This is a genomic window from Nostoc sp. (assembly GCF_036917135.1).
Taxonomy (GTDB): domain Bacteria; phylum Cyanobacteriota; class Cyanobacteriia; order Cyanobacteriales; family Nostocaceae; genus Nostoc.
This window is the reverse complement of sequence record NZ_JBALEA010000023.1, coordinates 174,639-194,925: the sequence shown is the minus strand read 5'-3', so window position 1 is coordinate 194,925 and position 20,287 is coordinate 174,639. Positions and strand designations below refer to the sequence as shown.

The following is a 20,287-nucleotide window of genomic DNA, read 5'->3' as shown; positions in this document are numbered from 1 at the left end:
GGATTAAATTTAAAATCTAAAATTTCAAGTTGGCTAATTCTTATTTATCCAGAATCTCGCCAGTTTTCTTGAGTTTTCTGACCTTTTTGCCTTCTGAGGTAAAGGTGTAACCAACACGACTGGCAACGTTTTGCTTGGTGGAATAAAGCATCACGTTGGAGCTATGAATTGGGAATTCTTGGGTCATAATTCGCCCTGATTCCCCTTCTTGCTGGGGTTTGACGTGCTTGGTTTTTATGTTGACACCTTTGACGATGACTTTACTCAGTTGGGGAAGTGCCTGAGTAATTTCGCCAATTTTTCCTTTGTCTTTGCCAGCAATCACTTGTACAGTGTCGCCAGTTTTGACGTGCATTTTGTGGAATACTTTGGGCGTACCTTGTTTGGTTGCCATTAAAGCACCTCCGGAGCCAGAGAAACAATTTTGGTAAAGTTTTTATCGCGTAGTTCCCGAGCAACTGGGCCAAAAACCCGTGTGCCTCTGGGATTACCATCTTTGTTGATGATTACAGCCGCGTTATCATCAAAACGAATGCTCATGCCACTGTCACGAGATACAGCTTTACGAGTCCGAACAATTACTGCTTCCACAACATCAGACTTTTTTACAGCCATGTTGGGTGTAGCATCTTTGACAACTGCGATAATTTTATCGCCGATAAAACCATAACGACGGTTGCCTCCGCCCAATATGCGGATGCACATTAGTTTGCGGGCGCCGCTATTATCTGCCACATTCAGGTAAGTCTGGGGTTGAATCACAATTATTCTCCCTTGTAATGTTGTTAGAAACTAACAACGATGAGGTTTAAGTAGGCTTGACGTTCAGGACTTCTGTGATTTTCCAGCGCTTGGTTTTGCTCAGGGGTCTAGTTTCCTGAATGCGAACGCGATCGCCTACTTTACACTGATTTTCTTCGTCGTGAACTTTATATCGTTGGGTGTTAACTACAATCTTGCCGTACTTGGGGTGAGGAGCGCGGTTTTCTATGGCGACTACCACAGTTTTTTGCATTTTATCGCTCACTACCAAGCCAACTCGTTCTTTGACTGCCATAATCTCCTACTTTTTTTCTTTAGCCGATTGACTTGCTGCCCGTTTGCGTTCTGTTTCTAGCGTCAGCAATTGGGCTAGGCGGTGGCGCATTTGTCGGAACTGGTGGGGCTTTTCTAGTTGTCTAGTGGCTTTTTGCAAGCGCAACTGAAATAGTTGTCTTTTGATAGCGACAATCTCATCAGAGAGCTTCTCGTCACTTAATTCTCTAGCTTCTGAAATCTTGGGAAGAGGCATAAGTTACTCCTGCTCCTGTGGTTGAGAGCGCACAATAAACTTGGTTTTTATGGGCAGTTTAAATGCAGCCAAACGCATAGCTTCACGGGCGATTTCTTCAGTAACTCCACCGATTTCAAACAAAATCCGCCCCGGCTTGACTACAGCTACCCAAAACTCTGGATTCCCTTTACCGGAACCCATCCGGGTTTCAGCAGCACGCATGGTTACAGGTTTATCAGGGAAAATCCGAATCCAGATTTGTCCACCCCGACGAATATAACGAGTCATTGCCCGACGGGAAGCCTCGATTTGACGCGAGGTAATCCAAGCAGGTTCTTGAGCTTGGAGTGCAAAATCACCGAAGTTGAGGGTGCTACCACGGGTGGCTAGTCCTTCCATCCGTCCGCGCTGTTGTTTGCGGAATTTAGTTCTTCTAGGGCTTAACATGATTGGCTACTGGGTACTAGGTACTGGGGATTAGGGATTGGGAATTAGGGATTGGGGATTGAGAATTCTTACCCAGTCCCCAGTCCCCATTCCCCAGTCCCCGTTTACCCTTCATTTGAACGGTCTTCAAATTGCTGGCGACGACGTTGTTGTTGACGGCGACGGGGTTCACGATCGCGATCGCCACGATCACGGGGATCACGGCTTGCCGGTGGTAGCGGAGCTGGTTCTTGTCCAGGAATAATTTCTCCCTTAAACACCCACACTTTGATGCCCAGAATGCCGTAAACAGTTTTAGCTGTGCAATAAGAGTAGTCAATGTCAGCCCGTAAGGTATGTAAAGGCACTCTACCTTCACGAGTCCACTCTGTCCGGGCAATTTCTGCACCGTTGAGCCGACCACTGACTTGGATTTTAATACCTTGGACACCAGCGCGTTGGGCACGTTGAATCGATTGCCGCACTACCCGCCGAAAGGAAACCCGACGTTCCAATTGTTGAGCAATGTATTCGGCAATCAGGTAGGCATCAGCATCAACTCGTTGAACTTCAACTACGTTAATGCGAATTTGGCGATTACCACCTAACACTCCTTGGAGTCCGGTACGTAAGGATTCGATACCTTGTCCACCACGACCCACGACTACGCCTGGTCTAGCTGTGCGTACTTCTAAGTCGATTTGGTCAGCTTTCCGCTCAATCCGTACTTCGGAAATTCCGGCGTTGTTTTGAGCCTGTCTACCCAGCTTTTGTTCTATATATTGACGGAGTTTGTAGTCTTCTTGTAGAAGTTCTGGATAACGATCAGGAACAGCAAACCAACGGGATTGATGTTCATGTGTAATACCCAGGCGAAAACCAACTGGATGAATCTTCTGTCCCACGAATGCTTCCTCTAAAATTTCTTACTTTACGCAATTTATTCGTGTAAACGTGCTTATTTTTCTGGGGCGGCTGCAACAGCCACAGTAATATGACACGTCGGTTTGCGAATTTGGTAAGCTCGACCTTGCGCCCTTGGCTGGAACCGCTTCAACGGCGGACCTTGATCGGCAAAAGCCTGAGTAATCACTAGTTGAGTCCGATCTAACCCAGCGTTGTGTTCGGCATTTGCAGCAGCGCTTCTGAGAACCTTTAATATGGGTTCAGTGGCACGATAGGGCATGAATTCCAGAATGATTAACGCTTCTCGGTACGATCGCCCCCGAATTTGATCGAGTACGCGACGCACCTTGTAGGCCGAGATGCGGATAAAACGAGCGATCGCTTTTACTTCAGTAGTATTAGTAGCCATAATTTTCTCCGATTTTGTCAATTGTCAATTGTCATTTGTCACTTGTCTTTAGCTAATGACTAATGACTTCATGACTAATGACTACCTACCCGCTTTTTTGTCGCTTTTTCCATGACCCCTGTAGGTACGTGTCGGGGAAAATTCACCCAACTTGTGTCCCACCATTTGTTCATTTACAAAAACTGGAACGTGTTGCCGTCCGTTGTGAACAGCTATAGTATGACCAACCATTAGGGGCAAAATTGTTGAAGCTCGTGACCAAGTTTTAATAACTTCTTTTCTGTTGTTGTCGTTGAGCTTTTCAATTTTCTTTAGGAGATGGTCAGCAACGAAAGGACCTTTTTTTAGAGAACGACCCATAATTCAATTTTGGATTTAGGATTTAGGACTGAGGAGTTAGGAGTTAATAAGTTACATTCAACTCATAACTCATAACTTCTAACTCTTTAAGATTCACGACCACCGCGACCGCGTTTAGAAGACTTACGGCGACGACGCACAATCAACTTGCTGCTAAGTTTCTTCTTATTGCGTGTCTTCGCGCCCAATGTGGGTTTACCCCAAGGTGTAACAGGACCTGATCTACCGATAGGTGCCCTACCTTCACCACCACCATGTGGGTGATCCACTGGGTTCATGACGCTACCTCTAACCTTAGGACGGCGACCTTTCCAGCGATTTCTTCCGGCTTTACCTGCACTTAGGTTTCTCGCATCGGTGTTGCCTACTTGCCCGATAGTGGCGTAGCACTCGCGTCGAATCAAGCGGACTTCTCCTGAAGGCAACTTGAGGGTTACGAAATTACCTTCTTTTGCCACAACTTGAGCGCTAGCACCAGCAGCCCGTACAATTTGACCACCTTTACCAGGTGTGAATTCTACGTTGTGAACACTAGTACCCAAGGGAATCTTCCAGAGCGGTAAGGCATTACCATCTTCAAAGGGAGAATCAGGCCCAGAAACAATTATTGTTCCAACTTTCAACCCGTTGGGGTGAAGGATGTACCGTTTTTCGCCGTCTTGGTAATACAAAAGGGCAATTCTGGCGTTGCGATTAGGATCGTATTCAATTGCTGCGACTTTGGCCGGAATATTATGTTTATCCCTTTTAAAATCGATGATCCGATAAAGCTGTTTGTGTCCGCCACCCCGGCGACGACTAGTAATCCGCCCGTGATTGTTCCGACCTTTGGCGCGATGCTTCGAGGTTGTTAGGGATTTCTCTGGCTCGGTTTTGGTAATTTCCGCAAAGTCAGAGATTGTAACTTGGCGAGTGCTGGGGGTATAAGGACGATAGGAACGAGTACCCATAATCTATTTTGGATTTTGGATTTACTTAAATTTTGGATTTTGAATTTTGGATTTTGGATTTAATGAGTGTTTAACTAATTGTGACCATCTTTGATACTTATTCAGTAAACTCCTCAATCTAAAATCTAAAATCTAAAATTCCTAGACTTCTGGGAATAGAACTTGTCTAATCTTGTCTTCATCCCCAGGGGCGACGGTGACGATCGCTCGCTTATATTGGGGCTTATAACCAATAAATTTACCAACGCGCCGCTTTTTACGCGGTGGTAGGATGGTGTTGACTTTTACAACCTTGACCTGAAACAAGTCTTCGATCGCAGCCTTGATTTCTGGCTTTGATGCCTTGGGAATTACTTCAAAGGTGTACTTGTTTTGCTCCATCAAGATGGTCGCTTTTTCGGTGACGATTGGGCGACGTACTAAGTCGGCAAGGTCACGGGGGTCAAAGCTAGGCACTGTAGACCTCCTGAATTTTTTCTAGGGCTGATGCCGTAACTACAATTTTGTCAGCGTGCAGTAAATCAAAAACATTTAGCTGGTCGGCTGCAATTAGTTTTAAATTTTCAATGTTGCGGGCTGACAGATAAACGTTATCTGTATCCGCAATCTCAGACAAAATTAACAGTGCCTTGCTTTCTGGTACTACTCCCCAACGGGCAAGCGCTGCCACTAATTCTTTAGTCTTGGGGCGAGATAGCTCGGTGCTAAATTCTTCTACTACGATCAAGTCGTCAATGCGACCTACAAATGCTGTCCGCAGTGCCAAACGTCGCTCTTTGCGGTTCAATTTGAGGTTGAAGTCTCTGGGTTTTGGCCCAAATATCACACCACCACCACGCCACAATGGTGAACGAATAGACCCGGCACGAGCGCGGCCAGTACCTTTTTGTCGCCAAGGTTTCCGGCCACCGCCTCTGACTTCAGCACGAGTTTTTGTACTGGCATTTCCTTGACGAGCATTAGTCAATTGCCGTACTAAGGCGCGATGCACAATATGAGAGGCTGTTTCTTCTTTGGCAACGCGCAACTCGAAGGTCGTCTCGCCGACCTGTTCTCCTTGCCAATTTTTAACTACGCTTTCAACCATTTTTCTTATCTGTCCTTTGTCATTTGTGAGCCACTGCGGTCTTGGGGTTTCCCCAAGTAAAGCACGTGGCGTCATTGGTCATTGGTGAGCCAGTACGGTCTTGGGGGTTTCCCCCATGAGTAACTGGCGTTCGCCCTTGGCGTGCCGGAGGCATCACCCGGAGGGTCTTTTGTCATTTGTCCTTAGCCAATGACTTTTGACTAATGACTTCTGACTAATGACTTTTGACTATCCCACTATTTTTGCAGGCACAACACTGACTAGAGCGCCTGGCTTACCAGGAATGGCTCCTTTAATTAGCAATATGTTGCGTTCTGGATCAACTCGCACTATGGTCAACTTGCGGATTGTGATGCGTTTTCCACCTAAACGTCCTGCCATCCGCTTACCTGGATAGACACGACCTGGTGTTGTACCAGCACCAATTGATCCGGGCGCTCTGTGGTTTTTGGAACCGTGTGACATGGGTCCACGAGCAAAGTTGTTGCGCTTCTGGTTTCCCGCAAAGCCGCGACCGATGCTTGTGCCGACGACATCGACAATTTGACCTGCGCTAAAAATATCTGCTTTAATCTGTTGACCTAAAGCATAATCACTAGAGCTATCGGTGTGATATTCATTTAAGTGACGCAATGCTGGGGCAGATGATTTTGCCAAATGACCCAGTAGTGGTCTGTTTAGTGCCTTGGGTTTGACTTCGTGATAACCAATTTGAATGGCAAAGTAACCGTCGGTTTCTTTCGTTTTAACTTGTGTAACGGTGCATGGACCTGCTTGAATGACAGTCACAGGAATAGCTACTCCTGCTTCGTCAAATATTTGGGTCATGCCCAGCTTGGTGCCGAGAATACCTACAGACACAGTAACTGGTTCTCCTTTCTACTTGCTGACCTTGGAATTCGACTCTAGAGGACACGCTTTGTACGCATCAGTTTAGGCTGGGTTAGCCTGCGAAATTTGGAATGGCTTATTTAAATAAACCGCTCCAAATGCTTTCGGACACAACAAACCGTGTCCGTACTGCTTGGTGAATCTGTTTAGCTTCACTCACTAGATCACCAGAACAGCCACAAGTCCCTTCTCTATGGGAAGGAGTAACTTCTGGAATCAATGCAAGGCGCTACAGCTTTAAGCTGTGTGCAGCAATGCTTTCGTCCAAGCAATTGCTCTGGCACTTTCTGGAGGCAGCGCTGTCGGCGGGGTTTCCGATTTTTACACGCCTATGAGACGGGTTCCCGGAGATTGGCTACTGCCGTGTTGCAGTTGGACTTAAGCGGTTTTTACCGCCCAGTATCCATTAACTGAGACTGACGTAATGCCATGAAACCAACATTGCTGCTCAGTTTTACTTCCTTAAATACCTTAAACTATTGTTTAAGATTTTGCCTACTTTTTCAGAGGCACAGGAGTAAATGGACTCTGGAGCTTAGGATGGACTTTGGTTGTTCGTCCTTCAGCCCCGATGTTGACCTGAAAGCTTTCTTAGTTTACCAGTCTATGATCAATCTGAGTTAGATTATCCAATTTGGATTAAGTCATCAGTTTTTGATGCTAACACTACCTCAGAATGACAGTAAAAAGTCAACCTAATTTGCGTGTTTGGTCACAATCTAATAATATAAATTATTTATTTAGGTTTGTCCAGTAATTTAGAGAGTTATTTTTGAAGGATGGGGAGTGGGGAATAGGGAATGGGGATTGGGGACTGCGGACTGGGGAAGAAAGAATTAATAGCCAATGTCCAATGCCCAAAAAAATGCTTTGAATCTATCGGTTCAGGGTAAATAATAGAGATATCTAAGTGGGATAAGACGAAAATCTATGGCACTAATTACCACTGGCAACGGTTTAATCCGCGATCTGGAAAAATTTGGCGCTCTTGGACTGTATGTACCTCTGGAAGGGGGTTATGAAGGTCGATATCAGCGCCGATTACGGGCAGCTGGCTATACGACTCTCCACATTACCGCTAAGGGACTGGGTGACGTAGCTGCATATCTCACAAGAATTCATGGAGTCAGACCTCCTCATCTTGGTAAAAAAAGCACTGGTAGTGGTGCAGCAGTGGGTCATGTGTACTATTTGCCGCCAATTCTCAATTCTCATCTAGAACAGCTATCACCAAAGTCAAAGGGGCTGGTCTTGTGGATTATTGAAGGGCATATTCTTTCTAATGAGGAACTTGAGTATTTAACAAACTTGCCTCAGCTAGAACCACGAGTCAAAGTAGTTATTGAAAGAGGTGGCGATCGCTCTTTCCGTTGGACTTCTCTAGAAAAAACTCTGTTAGCTAGTTAGTCCTTTGTCATTAGTCATAAGCTTATGACTAATGACTCAATTCAATCAGCATTTCAATAATGCTGAATCGAAAACATGGGTGTCCCATTAAATATGATGGGTTATAAAAGTTCGTAGTAAGGACTTTAGTCCTTGATTTGAGCGATAAATCGCTCACTACAAACCCTTCATAACTAATGGGACAGACCACTAGATAAGCTGTCGCGCAAATAAGATTGCACAACTAGGGCGCTCATGTTGCCCACCCCACAAGAGATTTATTTTTTGGAGGATGCAAATTAAAAGATTTTTAGCTTATCATCAGGGATTCAAATCAATTTTTTCTTAAATCCACGCAATCGCATTAACAAAAGCTTCGCCCAATTTCCACCTAGCAAATCGTGCAGCAGAATATAAAAACAGGGGATGATAAATAATGTCAGCATTGTTGCGATCGCCATCCCAAAGAAAACTACAATCCCTAAAGGCTGCAAAAACTCCGAACCTTCACCAATACCTAATGCCAAAGGAAACAGTCCCAAGATAGTGGTGACTGTGGTCATGATAATTGGGCGCAAGCGTTGAGGAGCAGCTTTCATGATGGCAATTTGGCGCGTACAACCTTCTTCATCCCGAATTTGGTTTGCAAGTTCCACCATTAAAATCCCTGCGTTCACCACAATTCCCACCAGCAGGACGACACCAACAATTACAGTTGCGCCAATTGCAGTTTGGGTAATGTAAAGTCCAAAAATCCCCCCAGCTAATGCTAGTGGTACGGTGAACATAATTACCAATGGGTCAATCAACGAATTGTATTGCACCGCCATGACTACAAATATTAAGAACGTTGCTAACGCCCCCAAAGTTTTTAAAGCATCCTGAAGTTGCTGATTAGTTTCTTGGGCAGAACTAGGGACAATGGAAACCCCATCAGGTAAGTCTACATCCTTTAGTACTTCGTTGACTTCTGCGATCGCTTCACCAAGACTAGCTCCTTCGCTAAGATTTCCGGCGACAATAAAAGCTTGGCGCTGATTAATCCGTTGCACCTCACCAGGCGCTTGACCTTCTTGAATGTTCGCCACATCTGAAAGCCGGATTAGTTGATTGTTTTCTGTAAATAGCGGTAATTGTTCTAGCTGCGAAGGACGCGCAATAGCTTCCTTATTTAGCTGCACCCGCACATCAACTAAACGATTACCGCGTTGGATTTGCGTCGGAACTGAACCTTCAATTGCTGTTTGAACTGTTGCACCAATTTGCCCGGCGCTCAACCCTAAAGCTGAAACCCTTTCCCAGTCTGGGCGAATTTGGATTTCTGGTTGTCGAGGGTCGGCATCTGGTCGGAATGTCGCTAATTTTGCCCTTTCTTGTAACGCTTGCAGCACTTGTGCGCCTGCTTGGGTTAAGTTTTCTTCATTCTCACCTTGTAGAATTACGTCAACGTCTGACCCTTGCACTGGAGAATTACTCAAGATTAAACCCCGCACCTGACCAGGATTGAGGCGCAGCAGAATTCCTGCTAAGTTGAGTTTGTTAAATTCCTGAGTTACTTTTTTGACGAAAGCTTCGACGTCTGTGCCTGGTTTAAGATTGATGGTGCTACTGGCACGTAAAGGATTTTCTGTAGTACTGCTACCAAATAAATTACCACCCACAGTTGTGAAAGCAGATTGGGTTTCTGGTTGTTTGAGCAAAATGTCATCGACAATTTGCATAACTTTTTCAGAGGTTGCTAAAGGTGTACCGGGCGGAAACTGCGCTCTCAAGTTAGCTTGACCAGTACTGATGCGGGGTAAAATTTCTTGGGGAATTTGACCAAACATCAAGAAGCTACTACCGCCTAAAATTAGTAAAGCGGCAGTGACTACGAGCAGGCGATAGCGTAAAACTCTGGTTAAGAAGTTACCGTATCCCCGCGTAGCGTCTTCAAAGCGATGATTAAATTGTTTAAGCAGCCAAAATTCACTGATTCGACTAGACCAGCGAATTCCCAAGAGTCGAGAAGACAGCATCGGTACTATTGTGATGGCAACAACAAGGGATGCTGCAACTGCAAAGCTAATTGTCAGAATCAGTTCATTAAATAGCAGTGCAATAAAGCCGCCAATTAAGAGGAATGGCACTACAGAAACTAAGTTGGCACCTGTAGCAGCAATTAAAGCAGATTCTACTTCTTGGGAAGCGGCGATCGCACTATCGATAAAAAATTTAGAATTTTTCCCCGAATCCCCTTCTTGCATCTCTCTCTGATTGGGAGTCATCCCCGCTTTTTCGGAAATATTTTCTAAGATCACAACCGATGTATCAATTGCTTGACCAACTCCTAATGTCAACCCTGCTAAACTAAAAACATTCAACGTTAAGCCAAATATTTTCATCAGAGCGATCGCTGCTAGAGTACACAATGGAATCGTCAAACTGATAATCAATGTTTGCCTGAATGATCCCAAAAATAACAATACTGCTGCTGCTGCTAACAACGCGCCAGAAATCCCCGAAAAGATCACATCATTTAAAGAATTGCGGATGAAGACAGATTCATCCGTGGTGGGACTCAAAATCATGTCTGCTGGAATTAAACCCGATTGTCGTAATTGTTCAATTCGCCGCTTCACAGCATCTACAACTGTGATTGTATTGGCCTCAGGCTGCTTTTGAATTGAAAATTTCACCGCAGGTTGACGGTTGAGATAAACAAATACTCGCTGTTCTTCGGTATCGTCAATTACCTCAGCAAAGTCTCGCAAGTAGACGCGGCGGGAAGGTGCAGGGGTAGTAGTGGAAGTGGTATTACTGCTATTAGTGGTATTAACGGTAGCAGGAGAAGAAGAAACTTCCAAAGAAAGGTTTTCAATTTCCCTGGCATTTTGGAAACGCCCGACAGTCCGAGTCAATGGCTCGGAATTTTGCCCCAGAATCCGACCACCTGAAGTATCTTGGTTACGGGCTGTTAATTCATTTAATACATCATTTAACCCCACACCCAAAGCTTGCAATCGGTTTAAGTCAACAAGTACCCGTACTTCTTCTTCAGCACCACCAGAGACGTCAACTGAAGCGACTCCTGGCACAACACTGAGTTCACGGGTTAACTCTTCATCAGCAAATACGCGTAAATCTTTACCTTGCAACGAAGCAGATGTCAGTGCCAATTCATAAACCGGCAATTGGGAGGGATCGACTTTAAATAAGCGAGGTTCCTCGATCGTATCTGGCAGTTGTCCTCGGCCTCGGTTAAAAGCGGCAGTCGCATCGTTTAGGGCTTGGTCAATATCGCCCCCTGGTTGGAAGTATAAATCCAGGTTCACCTGTCCCTCACGGGTGCGGGAAAAAATTTGCACTACATTCTCGGTTGCCGATAAAGTTTCTTCTAAGGGTCTGGTGATTTCATCTACTGCTACTTCCGGTGAAATACCAGGGGCTTCTAACCGGACACTAACTCGTGGATAGGTAATTGACGGGAGGAGATCGACTTGGATTGTTGTGAGAAAAAATACCCCAATGACAATTACTGCCACGGTGAGCATGAGTGTGCCAATGTGTTGGCGAATAGCGATCGCACTCAGGCTAAATCTGCCATTGCCATTATTATTTACCTGTTGCATGATACTAAGTGATAAGTGCTGACTACTGAGTACTTTTTTCCTTGGTATGGTGGTTATTGCTCACCCTACTATTGCTTTTCTGAAAGAATTGAAAGACTTACAGTGTCACCCTCTTTTAACGGCTTACCACTCCGAACAACATAGCGCTCTCCCGCTTGCAAACCAGATAAAATTTCCACTTTGCTATCAGCCCTTTTTCCGAATGTGACAGCACGCATCGCTACTTTCGTCTTACCATCTGTGTCTTTCACCACAAATAGCGTCCCCGATGGGTTTTCTTGCTCTTTCCTAGCTGCCCCTGCTTGTTTTTGAATCGCTGTTTGCGGCACTACTACGCGCTGTTGAGTCTGGGTTTCAAAATTGACTCGCGCCAGTAGTCCACTACCAATTTTCCCTTGAGTGTTGGGAATCACTACTTCTACAGGTATTAAGCGAGCTGTGGCATCGGCAGCTGGGGAAATGCGCGTAACTCTGCCAATTAATCTTTCCTTGGGGAAGGCATCTAAGCGCACTTGTACAGACTGTCCAACCTGAATTTGTGCCAGTTCTAATTCGGAAACTTGTACGATGACTTTGATACGGTTAAAGTCGCCAATTTTCAAGACTTCGTTACCTGCTTGCAGAAGATTGCCAGGTTCTGTCACCTTTTGTGTGACTACGCCAGTGATAGGTGATGTGAGCCGAGCGTAAGAGCTGCGCTCTTTGGTTTGAGCAACCAATGCCTGTTGAGCAAGTACTCTACCTTGGGCGGCGGCGACGGCTTGCTGTTCTGTACGAACCTGCTCTTGGGCTGCCCGTAATGCTTGGGCGGCTGTTTTTGCCTGGGTACGTGCTTGCTGGGCAGTTTGTTCAGCGATCGCACCTGCTTTGAATAACTTCTGCTGCCGTTCTGAGTCTGCCTGGGCTTGCACAACTTCTAACCGCGCCCGTTCAACATCTGCACGAGCATTGCTTACTTGATTGTTTGCCCTAGCTACTTCTGATTTGAGGGCTGCTAGTTCTGCTTCTGTTTGCTTTAATTGGGTCAAAAGTATGGCATCATCTAATTGCCCGACGTTTTGCCCAAGCTTTACTGTATCGCCCACATCAAGATTCAAAGCTAACAATCGGGCTTCTACTTGCGATCGCACTGATACAATCCGAAACGGTGTTGTATTACCTATATATTCTCGTTGTTTTTGCAGCAATTCAGTTCGAGCGATCGCCGCATCTACAGCCGTTGCACCACCACGTTGTCCACTACCAGAACTCTGAGATTGTGCATCAGCTGGTTCTTCTTTGGGCAGTGATCCGCAATTCGCTATCAGCAGTCCGATGCCCAGCAAACAGGGAATCAATAATATGGATGCAAAAGGGGAAGATACCTTTGTGTCAAAGCTACTTTTTGTTTCTGCAACAGCCACATCAGTCTTCAGAACTGAATCTAACTGGGCATTAATTACCTGGTTAGCGGCTGCCAAAGGTAAGATTTTCGCCTGCTTGTGCGGCTTATTTTTATCCAAAATCATTTATTCTTCTCGTATTTGGTCAGTTTTTGGGTTTAAACAGCCGTGCATTACCAAGTAATTTTGAGACATTATGACCAATAAAAAGCGGCGAGAGTCAATTAGCTATCTTCTTGCAGAACTTTGTATCAAAAACTACTTTTTATCTCGAAAAATTCTCACCACTTTAACTAACTACATTGATTAGGCAGCTTTTTAGCTGACGATGCAATTCATAAATTAGTATAAATATTTTTAAATTTCTTGCAATCTGCCGCTAGTAGAAGACTTAGTTTCCTGAAGATATCGGACTTCTACGCCCTTATTTCTCAAATGGGCAGCATCAAATACTAATACTGAGGCTTACTTAGATAGCCGATTTACCATAGCAAAATGCCTAGTAATTTTTACGCTTGATCTAATATATTAAGAATAGTAAACATAAATTGCTTTTTTTAACGCTGCAATATTTCGATTAAGCGTAGGCGTAGCCCGCACTTCTCTACGAGACGCTGCGCGAACGGCTGCGCTCAGTGACCGTCGTAGACATCGCATATACAGCAAAGAAAAAGGCGATATATATTACAGCCACCAATCTTAGGTCAGGAAAGTTACAAGTGACATCATTGCTAAAAATTGCACAAACTGCTGACGAATCCCAGATTTCGGAATTTTTCCAGGAATCAGAGGGGAAGTGGCGATCGCAACGGCGCTATTACACGCTACCTGAGGGAGAAATCAAGGAGATGGAGAGTATAGTTACGATCAGTTTTCTCAATCAGGGCTGTGATATATTGCAAAAGCTAGCTCAGATGCACGATTTGCCTGATACAGATAGTTTGATCTGTGGTGCAGCAGTTACATGGGAAAGTACGGATGTACTGAAGTCCAGGAAAGAGTCGCAAGGTTCGACATTATTTGGGGTTATGGGAAACATTTTGTATCGCGATCGCGGTTTTGCCATATCCAAACCAGTCACCGCCCAGTATTATTTCTCCAACCCGAAAACATTGTGTTTGCGAACTGAGTACAACGGTTCAGTGTTTGAAGAAGAGTTAAAGCTAATTGGCAGCAAATACCGCACCAGACAAACTATTATCTCCCGTGCTGGTGAGCAGTTGATGATTGGTCAATATTTAGAAAAGAGAGTGGAGAGTTAGTTTATCGGGTGAGTGCCCTTGGCTACAGCCTCACCCCTTCTGAGACTAGCAAACACCTAGCTATTAACTGCTTATATAACTTTTTATAACAGTTTTTTAAACTTTCCACCCGAAAGTTATTTGCTATGTAATTATGGAAAGTGAAATGAGAATTAATTCGGCGACAGTGTTTGTTTTTAGTATTGACAGGCTTTTCCCTTTTGGTATTACAGACTTCTCTCCGAAATCTAAATCTCTACAAACTTATGATTTTGGAGACATTTAATGTCAATTTACGTAGGTAACCTCTCCTATGATGTTACACAAGATGCGCTGAGTACTGTATTTGCAGAGTATGGTACTGTAAAGCGTGTTCAACTACCCACTGACCGTGAAACAGGTCGTTTACGCGGCTTTGCTTTCGTGGAAATGAACTCAGAAGATGAAGAAACAAAAGCTATTGAAGCTCTTGACGGTGCTGAATGGCTTGGTCGTGACCTTAAAGTGAATAAGGCCAAACCAAGAGAAGACAGAAGTGGTGGTGGGAACCGTGGTGGTGGTGGCGGCGGCTACAACCGTAACCGCTACTAAATTAGCTTAATTTAATCTACAAAAGGCTCAGGCATTAATGCTTGAGCCTTTTCTATGCAAAACTTTGACTCTAAATAATTTCGGGCAGTTGGTTATCATACCGCATATATCATTCTTTAACCAGAGTGCCCTGATGAAAGATCATTTTCCATTGAGCATTGTTCAATTTCCAGATGGAACTTCGCAGTGAATGAACAGGCTCTTCGCCAGATATATGTTTGACTATACGATAAGTTACTAAAACAACCCCTGTTGCCAAAATTAACGTTTTAAATTCTGTTATCGATCTTTGAGTCAGGGCTTCCATAGGTTCATTCTGCAAGCTCTTAATAATTTGCTGTTTATCGAAAACACGCCCTGAACTTCCGAACTCAATGAACTCATCAGCGAGTAAGTCCATGATATCTTTAGCTGACTTTCGTAAATTCGGTTGAAGCAAACGCTCCTCAAACTCACGAAAAAGCGATTCTTCTAAATAGTCTGCTTTCATATATTTTGTTAAGACTAAATTGTATAGTGGCAAGTGGCATCAGGCGATCGCTCTCAACTAATTGTATTTTGCGATTCACTGCTGACTTCCAGGAAAGGTTACGAAAGTTAAACAGACCTTTGATGCTGGATATATAACCAATCTGAATCGCCTTGCCAGCAAGGATCTAAAAGTATTATCAGTATTATTACGTAAATAAAATCTGAGCCTTAAGGTAAAATAAAATACTAGCTTTATCTATTTAGACAGTTATTTCACGGTGTCTTAACCCAAACATTGAGTACTAAAACTTATATTTGAGTGTCTATTATTGACCTTGCGACTAATACCACTCTCTTCAGCCAACTATACAGCGATGACAACACAGCTTGGGTAAAGTATCAAGGCACAACTGTTGCCACTGGCGGGAAAACACGCTGGCAGTTTGACTCAGTATCTGCTGCTGGTGGTAATCCCACAATCGGAAACTTTTTGGATGAAGTTTACTTTTCAGAAAAACCACCAGAAGGTTTCAAAACAGTTCCTGAACCCGCTTCTGTACTTGGTCTTTTAGTAATAGGTGCATTCGGTATTGTTTCTACCCGGAAGCGTAAACAGTTAAATATTGGGAATTAACGACTGTTTCTAACAAGTTTTTTGGGTTCTACTGACTTTCTTTATGCTGATTAATCCAAATGAAAGGTCTACAAAAAGTTCCTTTCGTAGCACTTGACACTATCTAGCATAAGAAGTATCGTAGAAGCATTTTTTTAGTTTTGATTTCATATCTTATACTTTTCGTTTTACGCGATCGCGTCTTCATGAGTAAGTTAATTGAAAAACCCCGTTTATTGGTAGGGATTCCAACGGGGTTAAATAATACAATTATTTTTTCAGAGAAACCAACACTAAACTTTATTACAGAGCTACTAGAAACTTTTACGACTAATAGTAACTATTTATGAGTTCTATGAGTTAGGTTTTTAGCATTATGCTTGTGATGTAGCTTGCGATGATGTTTAGCAGATTTTACGCTAGCGTGATGGGCAGTTGTAGCTTGAGCTTGAGATGCAAAAACGGTTACAGGAGCAGCAAAGACTAGAGCCAGAAGCAACGCTTTAGCGAACTTATTCACTTGAAAATCCTCATCAGTTAATCCAACAATTTAACTATCCACTAGGCGTATGTCATAAGTTTGTAATTGATATGAATCTTTCATGTCTATTTTTACATCCTTAGATATACGACTTACGTGCAATACTGTGGTAGTAGTACTTACTGGCATTTCGATCGTAGATGTAATATTTTTGACATTATCAATTTGGCTATGATCCCTGTGTTAATTTTGATTAATAAATGCTGATATCCATCAATTCTTCTGCTATATCAAAATTAGATGTGACATTCTGCACGTCATCCAAGCCTTCTAGAGTATCAATTAACTTGAAAAGCGATCGCGCCTGATCGGGATCAGTAACTTCTACACTATTACTGGGAATCCAGCGCAGTTCGGCATCAATTACCTTAATGCTTCGATCTTTAAGCCTCTGGCTAAGGGTTTCTAAATTTGCGATGTCAGTAAATACCTCAGCCATCTCATCTTCAGTCATCTCATAAGACTGGGCACCGCCTTCCAGGGATGCTTCTAAAAGCTGTTCTTCGTCAACCACACCCTTGACTACACAAACGCCTTTTTGGTCAAACATCCAGCTAACGCAACCTATTTCACCAAGATTGCCACCATTTTTACTAAAAGCTACGCGCAAGTCAGCAGCAGTGCGATTGCGATTATCTGTGAGGGCTTCGATTAAAATCGCTACACCACCAGGGCCATAACCTTCGTAGCGAATTGCTTCAAAGATAGCATGATCGCCGCCAAAAGTACCTGCACCTTTAGCGATCGCTCGTTCAATATTATCATTGGGGATACTCGCTGCCTTTGCCTTGTCTATTGCCGTGCGAAGTTGAAAATTCAGCGCCGGATCTGGTACGCCGCTTCTAGCTGCAACGATAATCGCCCGTGATAACTGAGTGAAGGTTTTTCCCTTCTTTGCATCTACTACGGCTTTTTGACGCTTAATATTTGCCCATTTACTGTGTCCTGCCATAATTTGAAATCATCAAAACTCTATTTAATATCAGGATATATCTAGCTTTTGCCCCGGTGCAAAGGTGCATTTGCTAAAAGGGAGTGGGGAGAAATCAATTCAAAATTCACGCATTCAAAATTGAAGAACTCCTGCCTCCTCCTTCCCTATGCCCCATGCCCAATTTAATCAATATTATTATGCATGATTTTTTTTCTCCTCCTCGTCATACCAAGCGAAAAATCAAGAAAGTGTCACGCTACTTTAGGAGCTTGCTGCTTGTATTATTGGTGGGCATACTAGCTTTAGTTGGATGTCAGGATATCTTACCTGGTGTTAAAGAAGATAAAGTAATTCATTTAACTCTCTGGCAAGGTGTCAATCCGCCACCAAATCGGGATGTGCTGCAAAAGCTGGTAGACAAATTCAATCAATCGCACCCAGATATTCAAGTAGAGTCGCTGTATGTTGGGCAACAGGATCAGCAAACGCCCAAAATTTTAGCGGCGGTGGTAGGAAATGCACCCCCAGATTTGTTGTGGTATAATCCGACGATCGCAGGTCAATTGGTAGAACTCGATGCTATTTTAGCTTTGGATGAAATGTTCGAAAAATCTTCAATCAAAGCCGAAATTGACCCCGCCTTGTATGAATCAATGAAATACGACGGTAAAATTTGGTCTGTGCCCTTTGCAACGAATAACGTTGGTATCTTTTACCGTCCAAGTTTATTTAAGGCTGCGGGAATTACTGAATTACCCCGGACTTGGCAGGAGTTTGCACAAGTTGCCAAAAAATTAACTCGTGATACCAATGGTGATGGACGAACAGATCAGTATGGAATGTTTTTGCCTTTGGGGAAGGGAGAATTTACAGTATTTACCTGGTTGCCGTTTATGTGGAGTGGTGGTGGCGAGTTGGTGAGTGGTGATTCCCAGAATGCGGCAGCAGTAGATTTGTCAGATAATCAAGGTGCGATCGCGGCTTTGCAATTCTGGCGCAATTTAATTACCGAAGGTTCCGCTATTTTATCTAGTCCAGAACGAGGCTATGAGACAGATGACTTGCTGAGTGGTAAAGTCGCAATGCAATTAAATGGCCCTTGGACTTTGGGGCAATTTCAAGAGACTGGTGTCGATTTTGATGTTTTTCCCATTCCGGTTGGGCAGAAACCTGCTACTGTTATTGGTGGTGAAAATCTCTTCTTTTTTAAAACCACGCCGGAACGCGAAAGAGCAGCTTTTAAGTTTGTCGAATATGCTTTGAGTGAAGAATTTCAGACAGAATTAGCATTGGGAACTGGCTATTTACCAGTGAATTTGAAGTCTCGCCAAAGTTCAAAATATCAGGGTTTTGTGAATAAAACACCACAGGTGAAGGTATTTTTAGATCAAGCTAAATATGGGCGATCGCGTCCAATATTTCCTGGTTACAATCGGATTTCTGACAGTGTAGGTCGGGCAATAGAGTCTGTATTGTTGGGCAAAAGTTCGCCAACAGAATCACTCAAAGCAACTCAGCAACGCCTAGATTTGATTTTTAAGTGAGATGGGGAATAGGGAGTGCGGAATAGTATAGTTCAATTAGTTGAAAAGCGCTATCAGGTGCGTAGTTTAGCAACCTAGGCATCGCATCCCCTTTAAATCATAAAAGGTTCAAGTTCACTGTTATGCCACTCATCTTCAACCCGTTCAGTAATTAGTGGTCTGATGATAAACTTGGGCGGGATACCATCGAGAACATCAATCCGCAAGCATGAGTAAGGCAGTCGGTTTTGGAGATTGTAGTCATGACGACCGACAAAAAGCTTTGAATCCGCAACCTTCCGAGTGGGTTTACCTGCAATTTCTCTAAAAGTCTCCATTAATTCAGTTCCCTCTCGCCGTTGATAGCGGGGACGATGACCGCTACCACCAGAGATAATGCAGTTAATGTGGGAGTCCGCAAATCCGGTATCAGTTGTGCAAAGATGCTCCAAACAGTGAGCGTGGCCATTTAAAATCAAATCAACTATGGGACGTTCTTTAATTAGAGAACCAAGAGTTTCTGCTACTTGTTCAAACACCCAGCGCAAGCGGTGGCGAACCGCTAAGGTTTGTGCCTGATTCCACTTAGTAGCTTCTGTGACGTAGGGTGGATGGTGGAAAAAGATTACACGTCCACGCACTTCAGAGTTATTCCAAGATTCGATTAGTCTGCTTCGCAACCATTCAAGTTGTTCAAAGTCGATGGCAGGCATTTTCTGAGATGCTAGTTGTTTCTCAATATCGATTTTTATCTCATTAATTTGATCTAATTTACCACTAAGGTCATCGAGTTGTTCCGCTTCGGTGGGTTTATCTGGGTTGAGGCCATCGCATATTTTTAAAATCTGCAATTCTTCTCGATCGATCTGATCACGACGCTTTTGCAATTCCCGGCGGTAAATTTCCCCTTCTTGAGTTGCAGGCAAAGGTGATGGTGTATTAAAGGTATTAGAATCCAGCGCGAAAAAGTCAATCCCGCCGTAACGAAAGGTGTAATAACGATTGGGTAAGCGGGTAAACTGTCCAGGTTCGTAACGCAAACACCGCCCTGTATCGGTTTTAGCAGTGTAATGTTGATCTAAATGACGTTCTAACTCTTGTGGGGAAGCGATCGCCTGTGTATAGTCCATAAATGCCCGTGCATAGGCATTGCCTTGATATGATCCATGCCAGCCAATCTCAATATCTTTGTAGCGGAACAGGCGACGTAGTGAGGATGTTGTGCCAGTAAATAAACGGTACATCAACGGCACATCGTAGTAATCATGATTACCAAGTACTGGCAAGAATGGCAGATTAAACACCATACGATCATAAGGAATGCTTTTTGGTTTGTCGCCACCGACAAGAAATTCCCGGTAAGGCTCAATAAAGTTTGTTGAATAATACTCTTGGGAACCCACCACATAGATGACATCGCCTGTGTGCAAGACAAAACTGCAATCATCGCGGTGAGTCAGCATCAGTTCGGCTACTTGCCGTTGCGGGTGGTGTCGATAATGGGATTGGGTACCGGAATCACCGATAACCATAAACGAAAATTCTGGACTATCTTCCCTGCCATCATCTATAACCATACAGGTTTGGTCAATTCCCCGTTGCACAAAACTTGGATGCATCCACCGCACCCGTTCCTTCATCTTTTGGATTTTCACAGGAATGGGTGGATCGGAAATCAATTTCATGGCTGAT

Annotated in this window: 23 protein-coding genes; 5 read left to right on the top strand and 18 right to left on the bottom strand. The window is 43.9% G+C overall.

Annotation, left to right across the window (positions count from 1 at the left end; translation table 11 throughout):
- Positions 1 to 40 precede the first annotated feature (40 nt).
- From rplX to rplC, 12 genes are all read right to left on the bottom strand, one after another.
- The gene (gene rplX, locus V7K50_RS05560; protein WP_334958007.1) at positions 41 to 394 is read right to left on the bottom strand and encodes a 50S ribosomal protein L24; all 354 of its coding nucleotides are present in this window, start codon (positions 392 to 394) and stop codon (positions 41 to 43) included.
- Positions 394 to 762, bottom strand: coding sequence for a 50S ribosomal protein L14 (rplN, locus tag V7K50_RS05555; protein WP_069070772.1), 369 nt, complete (start codon positions 760 to 762; stop codon positions 394 to 396). The genes rplX and rplN overlap by 1 nt, the downstream gene beginning before the upstream one ends.
- A 46-nt stretch (positions 763 to 808) precedes the next feature.
- On the bottom strand, positions 809 to 1,057 hold the full coding sequence (gene rpsQ, locus V7K50_RS05550) for a 30S ribosomal protein S17 (RefSeq protein WP_094349093.1): 249 nt from the start codon (positions 1,055 to 1,057) through the stop codon (positions 809 to 811).
- Positions 1,058 to 1,063: 6 nt separating this feature from the next.
- Entirely contained in the window at positions 1,064 to 1,291 is a 228-nt protein-coding gene (rpmC, locus tag V7K50_RS05545; RefSeq protein ID WP_104906404.1) for a 50S ribosomal protein L29, read from the bottom strand.
- A gap of 3 nt (positions 1,292 to 1,294) precedes the next feature.
- A complete protein-coding gene (gene rplP, locus V7K50_RS05540) occupies positions 1,295 to 1,720 on the bottom strand; it encodes a 50S ribosomal protein L16 (protein WP_334958005.1) in 426 nt (141 codons plus the stop codon).
- A 104-nt stretch (positions 1,721 to 1,824) separates the two neighbouring features.
- On the bottom strand, positions 1,825 to 2,604 hold the full coding sequence (rpsC, locus tag V7K50_RS05535; protein ID WP_334803096.1) for a 30S ribosomal protein S3: 780 nt from the start codon (positions 2,602 to 2,604) through the stop codon (positions 1,825 to 1,827).
- A 53-nt stretch (positions 2,605 to 2,657) separates the two neighbouring features.
- Positions 2,658 to 3,014 (bottom strand): 50S ribosomal protein L22, encoded by a 357-nt coding sequence (rplV, locus tag V7K50_RS05530; RefSeq protein ID WP_334803097.1) that lies wholly within the window; start codon positions 3,012 to 3,014, stop codon positions 2,658 to 2,660.
- An 81-nt stretch (positions 3,015 to 3,095) separates the two neighbouring features.
- A complete protein-coding gene (rpsS, locus tag V7K50_RS05525) occupies positions 3,096 to 3,374 on the bottom strand; it encodes a 30S ribosomal protein S19 (RefSeq protein WP_334803098.1) in 279 nt (92 codons plus the stop codon).
- Between the two features lie 86 nt (positions 3,375 to 3,460).
- Entirely contained in the window at positions 3,461 to 4,324 is an 864-nt protein-coding gene (gene rplB, locus V7K50_RS05520; RefSeq protein WP_334958003.1) for a 50S ribosomal protein L2, read from the bottom strand.
- Positions 4,325 to 4,465: 141 nt separating this feature from the next.
- Positions 4,466 to 4,780 (bottom strand): 50S ribosomal protein L23, encoded by a 315-nt coding sequence (locus V7K50_RS05515; RefSeq protein WP_094349089.1) that lies wholly within the window; start codon positions 4,778 to 4,780, stop codon positions 4,466 to 4,468.
- Positions 4,773 to 5,411, bottom strand: a complete 639-nt coding sequence (gene rplD / locus V7K50_RS05510) for a 50S ribosomal protein L4 (protein WP_179068330.1) — start codon at positions 5,409 to 5,411, stop codon at positions 4,773 to 4,775. The genes V7K50_RS05515 and rplD overlap by 8 nt, the downstream gene beginning before the upstream one ends.
- Positions 5,412 to 5,639: 228 nt before the next feature.
- Complete coding sequence (gene rplC, locus V7K50_RS05505; RefSeq protein ID WP_334958001.1) at positions 5,640 to 6,272, bottom strand: 50S ribosomal protein L3; 633 nt, start codon at positions 6,270 to 6,272, stop codon at positions 5,640 to 5,642.
- 960 nt (positions 6,273 to 7,232) lie between these two features.
- Here rplC and V7K50_RS05500 point away from each other — a divergent pair.
- Positions 7,233 to 7,709 (top strand): NAD(P)H-quinone oxidoreductase subunit N, encoded by a 477-nt coding sequence (locus V7K50_RS05500; protein ID WP_334957999.1) that lies wholly within the window; start codon positions 7,233 to 7,235, stop codon positions 7,707 to 7,709.
- A 308-nt stretch (positions 7,710 to 8,017) separates the two neighbouring features.
- On the opposite strand, the gene V7K50_RS05495 is transcribed toward V7K50_RS05500, so the two are convergent.
- Both V7K50_RS05495 and V7K50_RS05490 read right to left on the bottom strand, forming a co-directional pair.
- Positions 8,018 to 11,299: an efflux RND transporter permease subunit gene (locus tag V7K50_RS05495; RefSeq protein WP_334957997.1), complete on the bottom strand. Its 3,282-nt coding sequence runs from the start codon at positions 11,297 to 11,299 to the stop codon at positions 8,018 to 8,020.
- A 68-nt stretch (positions 11,300 to 11,367) separates the two neighbouring features.
- Complete coding sequence (locus V7K50_RS05490; RefSeq protein ID WP_334957996.1) at positions 11,368 to 12,807, bottom strand: efflux RND transporter periplasmic adaptor subunit; 1,440 nt, start codon at positions 12,805 to 12,807, stop codon at positions 11,368 to 11,370.
- Positions 12,808 to 13,400: 593 nt separating this feature from the next.
- Here V7K50_RS05490 and V7K50_RS05485 point away from each other — a divergent pair.
- Both V7K50_RS05485 and V7K50_RS05480 read left to right on the top strand, forming a co-directional pair.
- Complete coding sequence (locus tag V7K50_RS05485; RefSeq protein WP_334958376.1) at positions 13,401 to 13,943, top strand: phycobiliprotein lyase; 543 nt, start codon at positions 13,401 to 13,403, stop codon at positions 13,941 to 13,943.
- 264 nt (positions 13,944 to 14,207) lie between these two features.
- A complete protein-coding gene (locus V7K50_RS05480; RefSeq protein WP_334803105.1) occupies positions 14,208 to 14,513 on the top strand; it encodes an RNA recognition motif domain-containing protein in 306 nt (101 codons plus the stop codon).
- A gap of 109 nt (positions 14,514 to 14,622) precedes the next feature.
- On the opposite strand, the gene V7K50_RS05475 is transcribed toward V7K50_RS05480, so the two are convergent.
- On the bottom strand, positions 14,623 to 15,003 hold the full coding sequence (locus tag V7K50_RS05475) for a nuclear transport factor 2 family protein (protein WP_334957994.1): 381 nt from the start codon (positions 15,001 to 15,003) through the stop codon (positions 14,623 to 14,625).
- Positions 15,004 to 15,303: 300 nt separating this feature from the next.
- On the opposite strand from V7K50_RS05475, the gene V7K50_RS05470 reads away from it, so the two are divergent.
- On the top strand, positions 15,304 to 15,618 hold the full coding sequence (locus V7K50_RS05470; RefSeq protein ID WP_334957993.1) for a PEP-CTERM sorting domain-containing protein: 315 nt from the start codon (positions 15,304 to 15,306) through the stop codon (positions 15,616 to 15,618).
- Positions 15,619 to 15,937: 319 nt separating this feature from the next.
- Here the strand turns inward: V7K50_RS05470 and V7K50_RS05465 are convergent, their stop codons facing one another.
- Both V7K50_RS05465 and V7K50_RS05460 read right to left on the bottom strand, forming a co-directional pair.
- Positions 15,938 to 16,117: a hypothetical protein gene (locus V7K50_RS05465; protein WP_334957991.1), complete on the bottom strand. Its 180-nt coding sequence runs from the start codon at positions 16,115 to 16,117 to the stop codon at positions 15,938 to 15,940.
- A 214-nt stretch (positions 16,118 to 16,331) separates the two neighbouring features.
- On the bottom strand, positions 16,332 to 17,090 hold the full coding sequence (locus V7K50_RS05460) for a YebC/PmpR family DNA-binding transcriptional regulator (protein ID WP_334957989.1): 759 nt from the start codon (positions 17,088 to 17,090) through the stop codon (positions 16,332 to 16,334).
- Positions 17,091 to 17,269: 179 nt separating this feature from the next.
- Between V7K50_RS05460 and V7K50_RS05455 the strand changes: the two genes are divergently transcribed.
- Positions 17,270 to 18,616, top strand: a complete 1,347-nt coding sequence (locus V7K50_RS05455) for an ABC transporter substrate-binding protein (RefSeq protein WP_334957987.1) — start codon at positions 17,270 to 17,272, stop codon at positions 18,614 to 18,616.
- 92 nt (positions 18,617 to 18,708) lie between these two features.
- Here the strand turns inward: V7K50_RS05455 and V7K50_RS05450 are convergent, their stop codons facing one another.
- Positions 18,709 to 20,280, bottom strand: a complete 1,572-nt coding sequence (locus V7K50_RS05450; RefSeq protein WP_334957986.1) for a metallophosphoesterase family protein — start codon at positions 20,278 to 20,280, stop codon at positions 18,709 to 18,711.
- Positions 20,281 to 20,287: the final 7 nt, after the last annotated feature.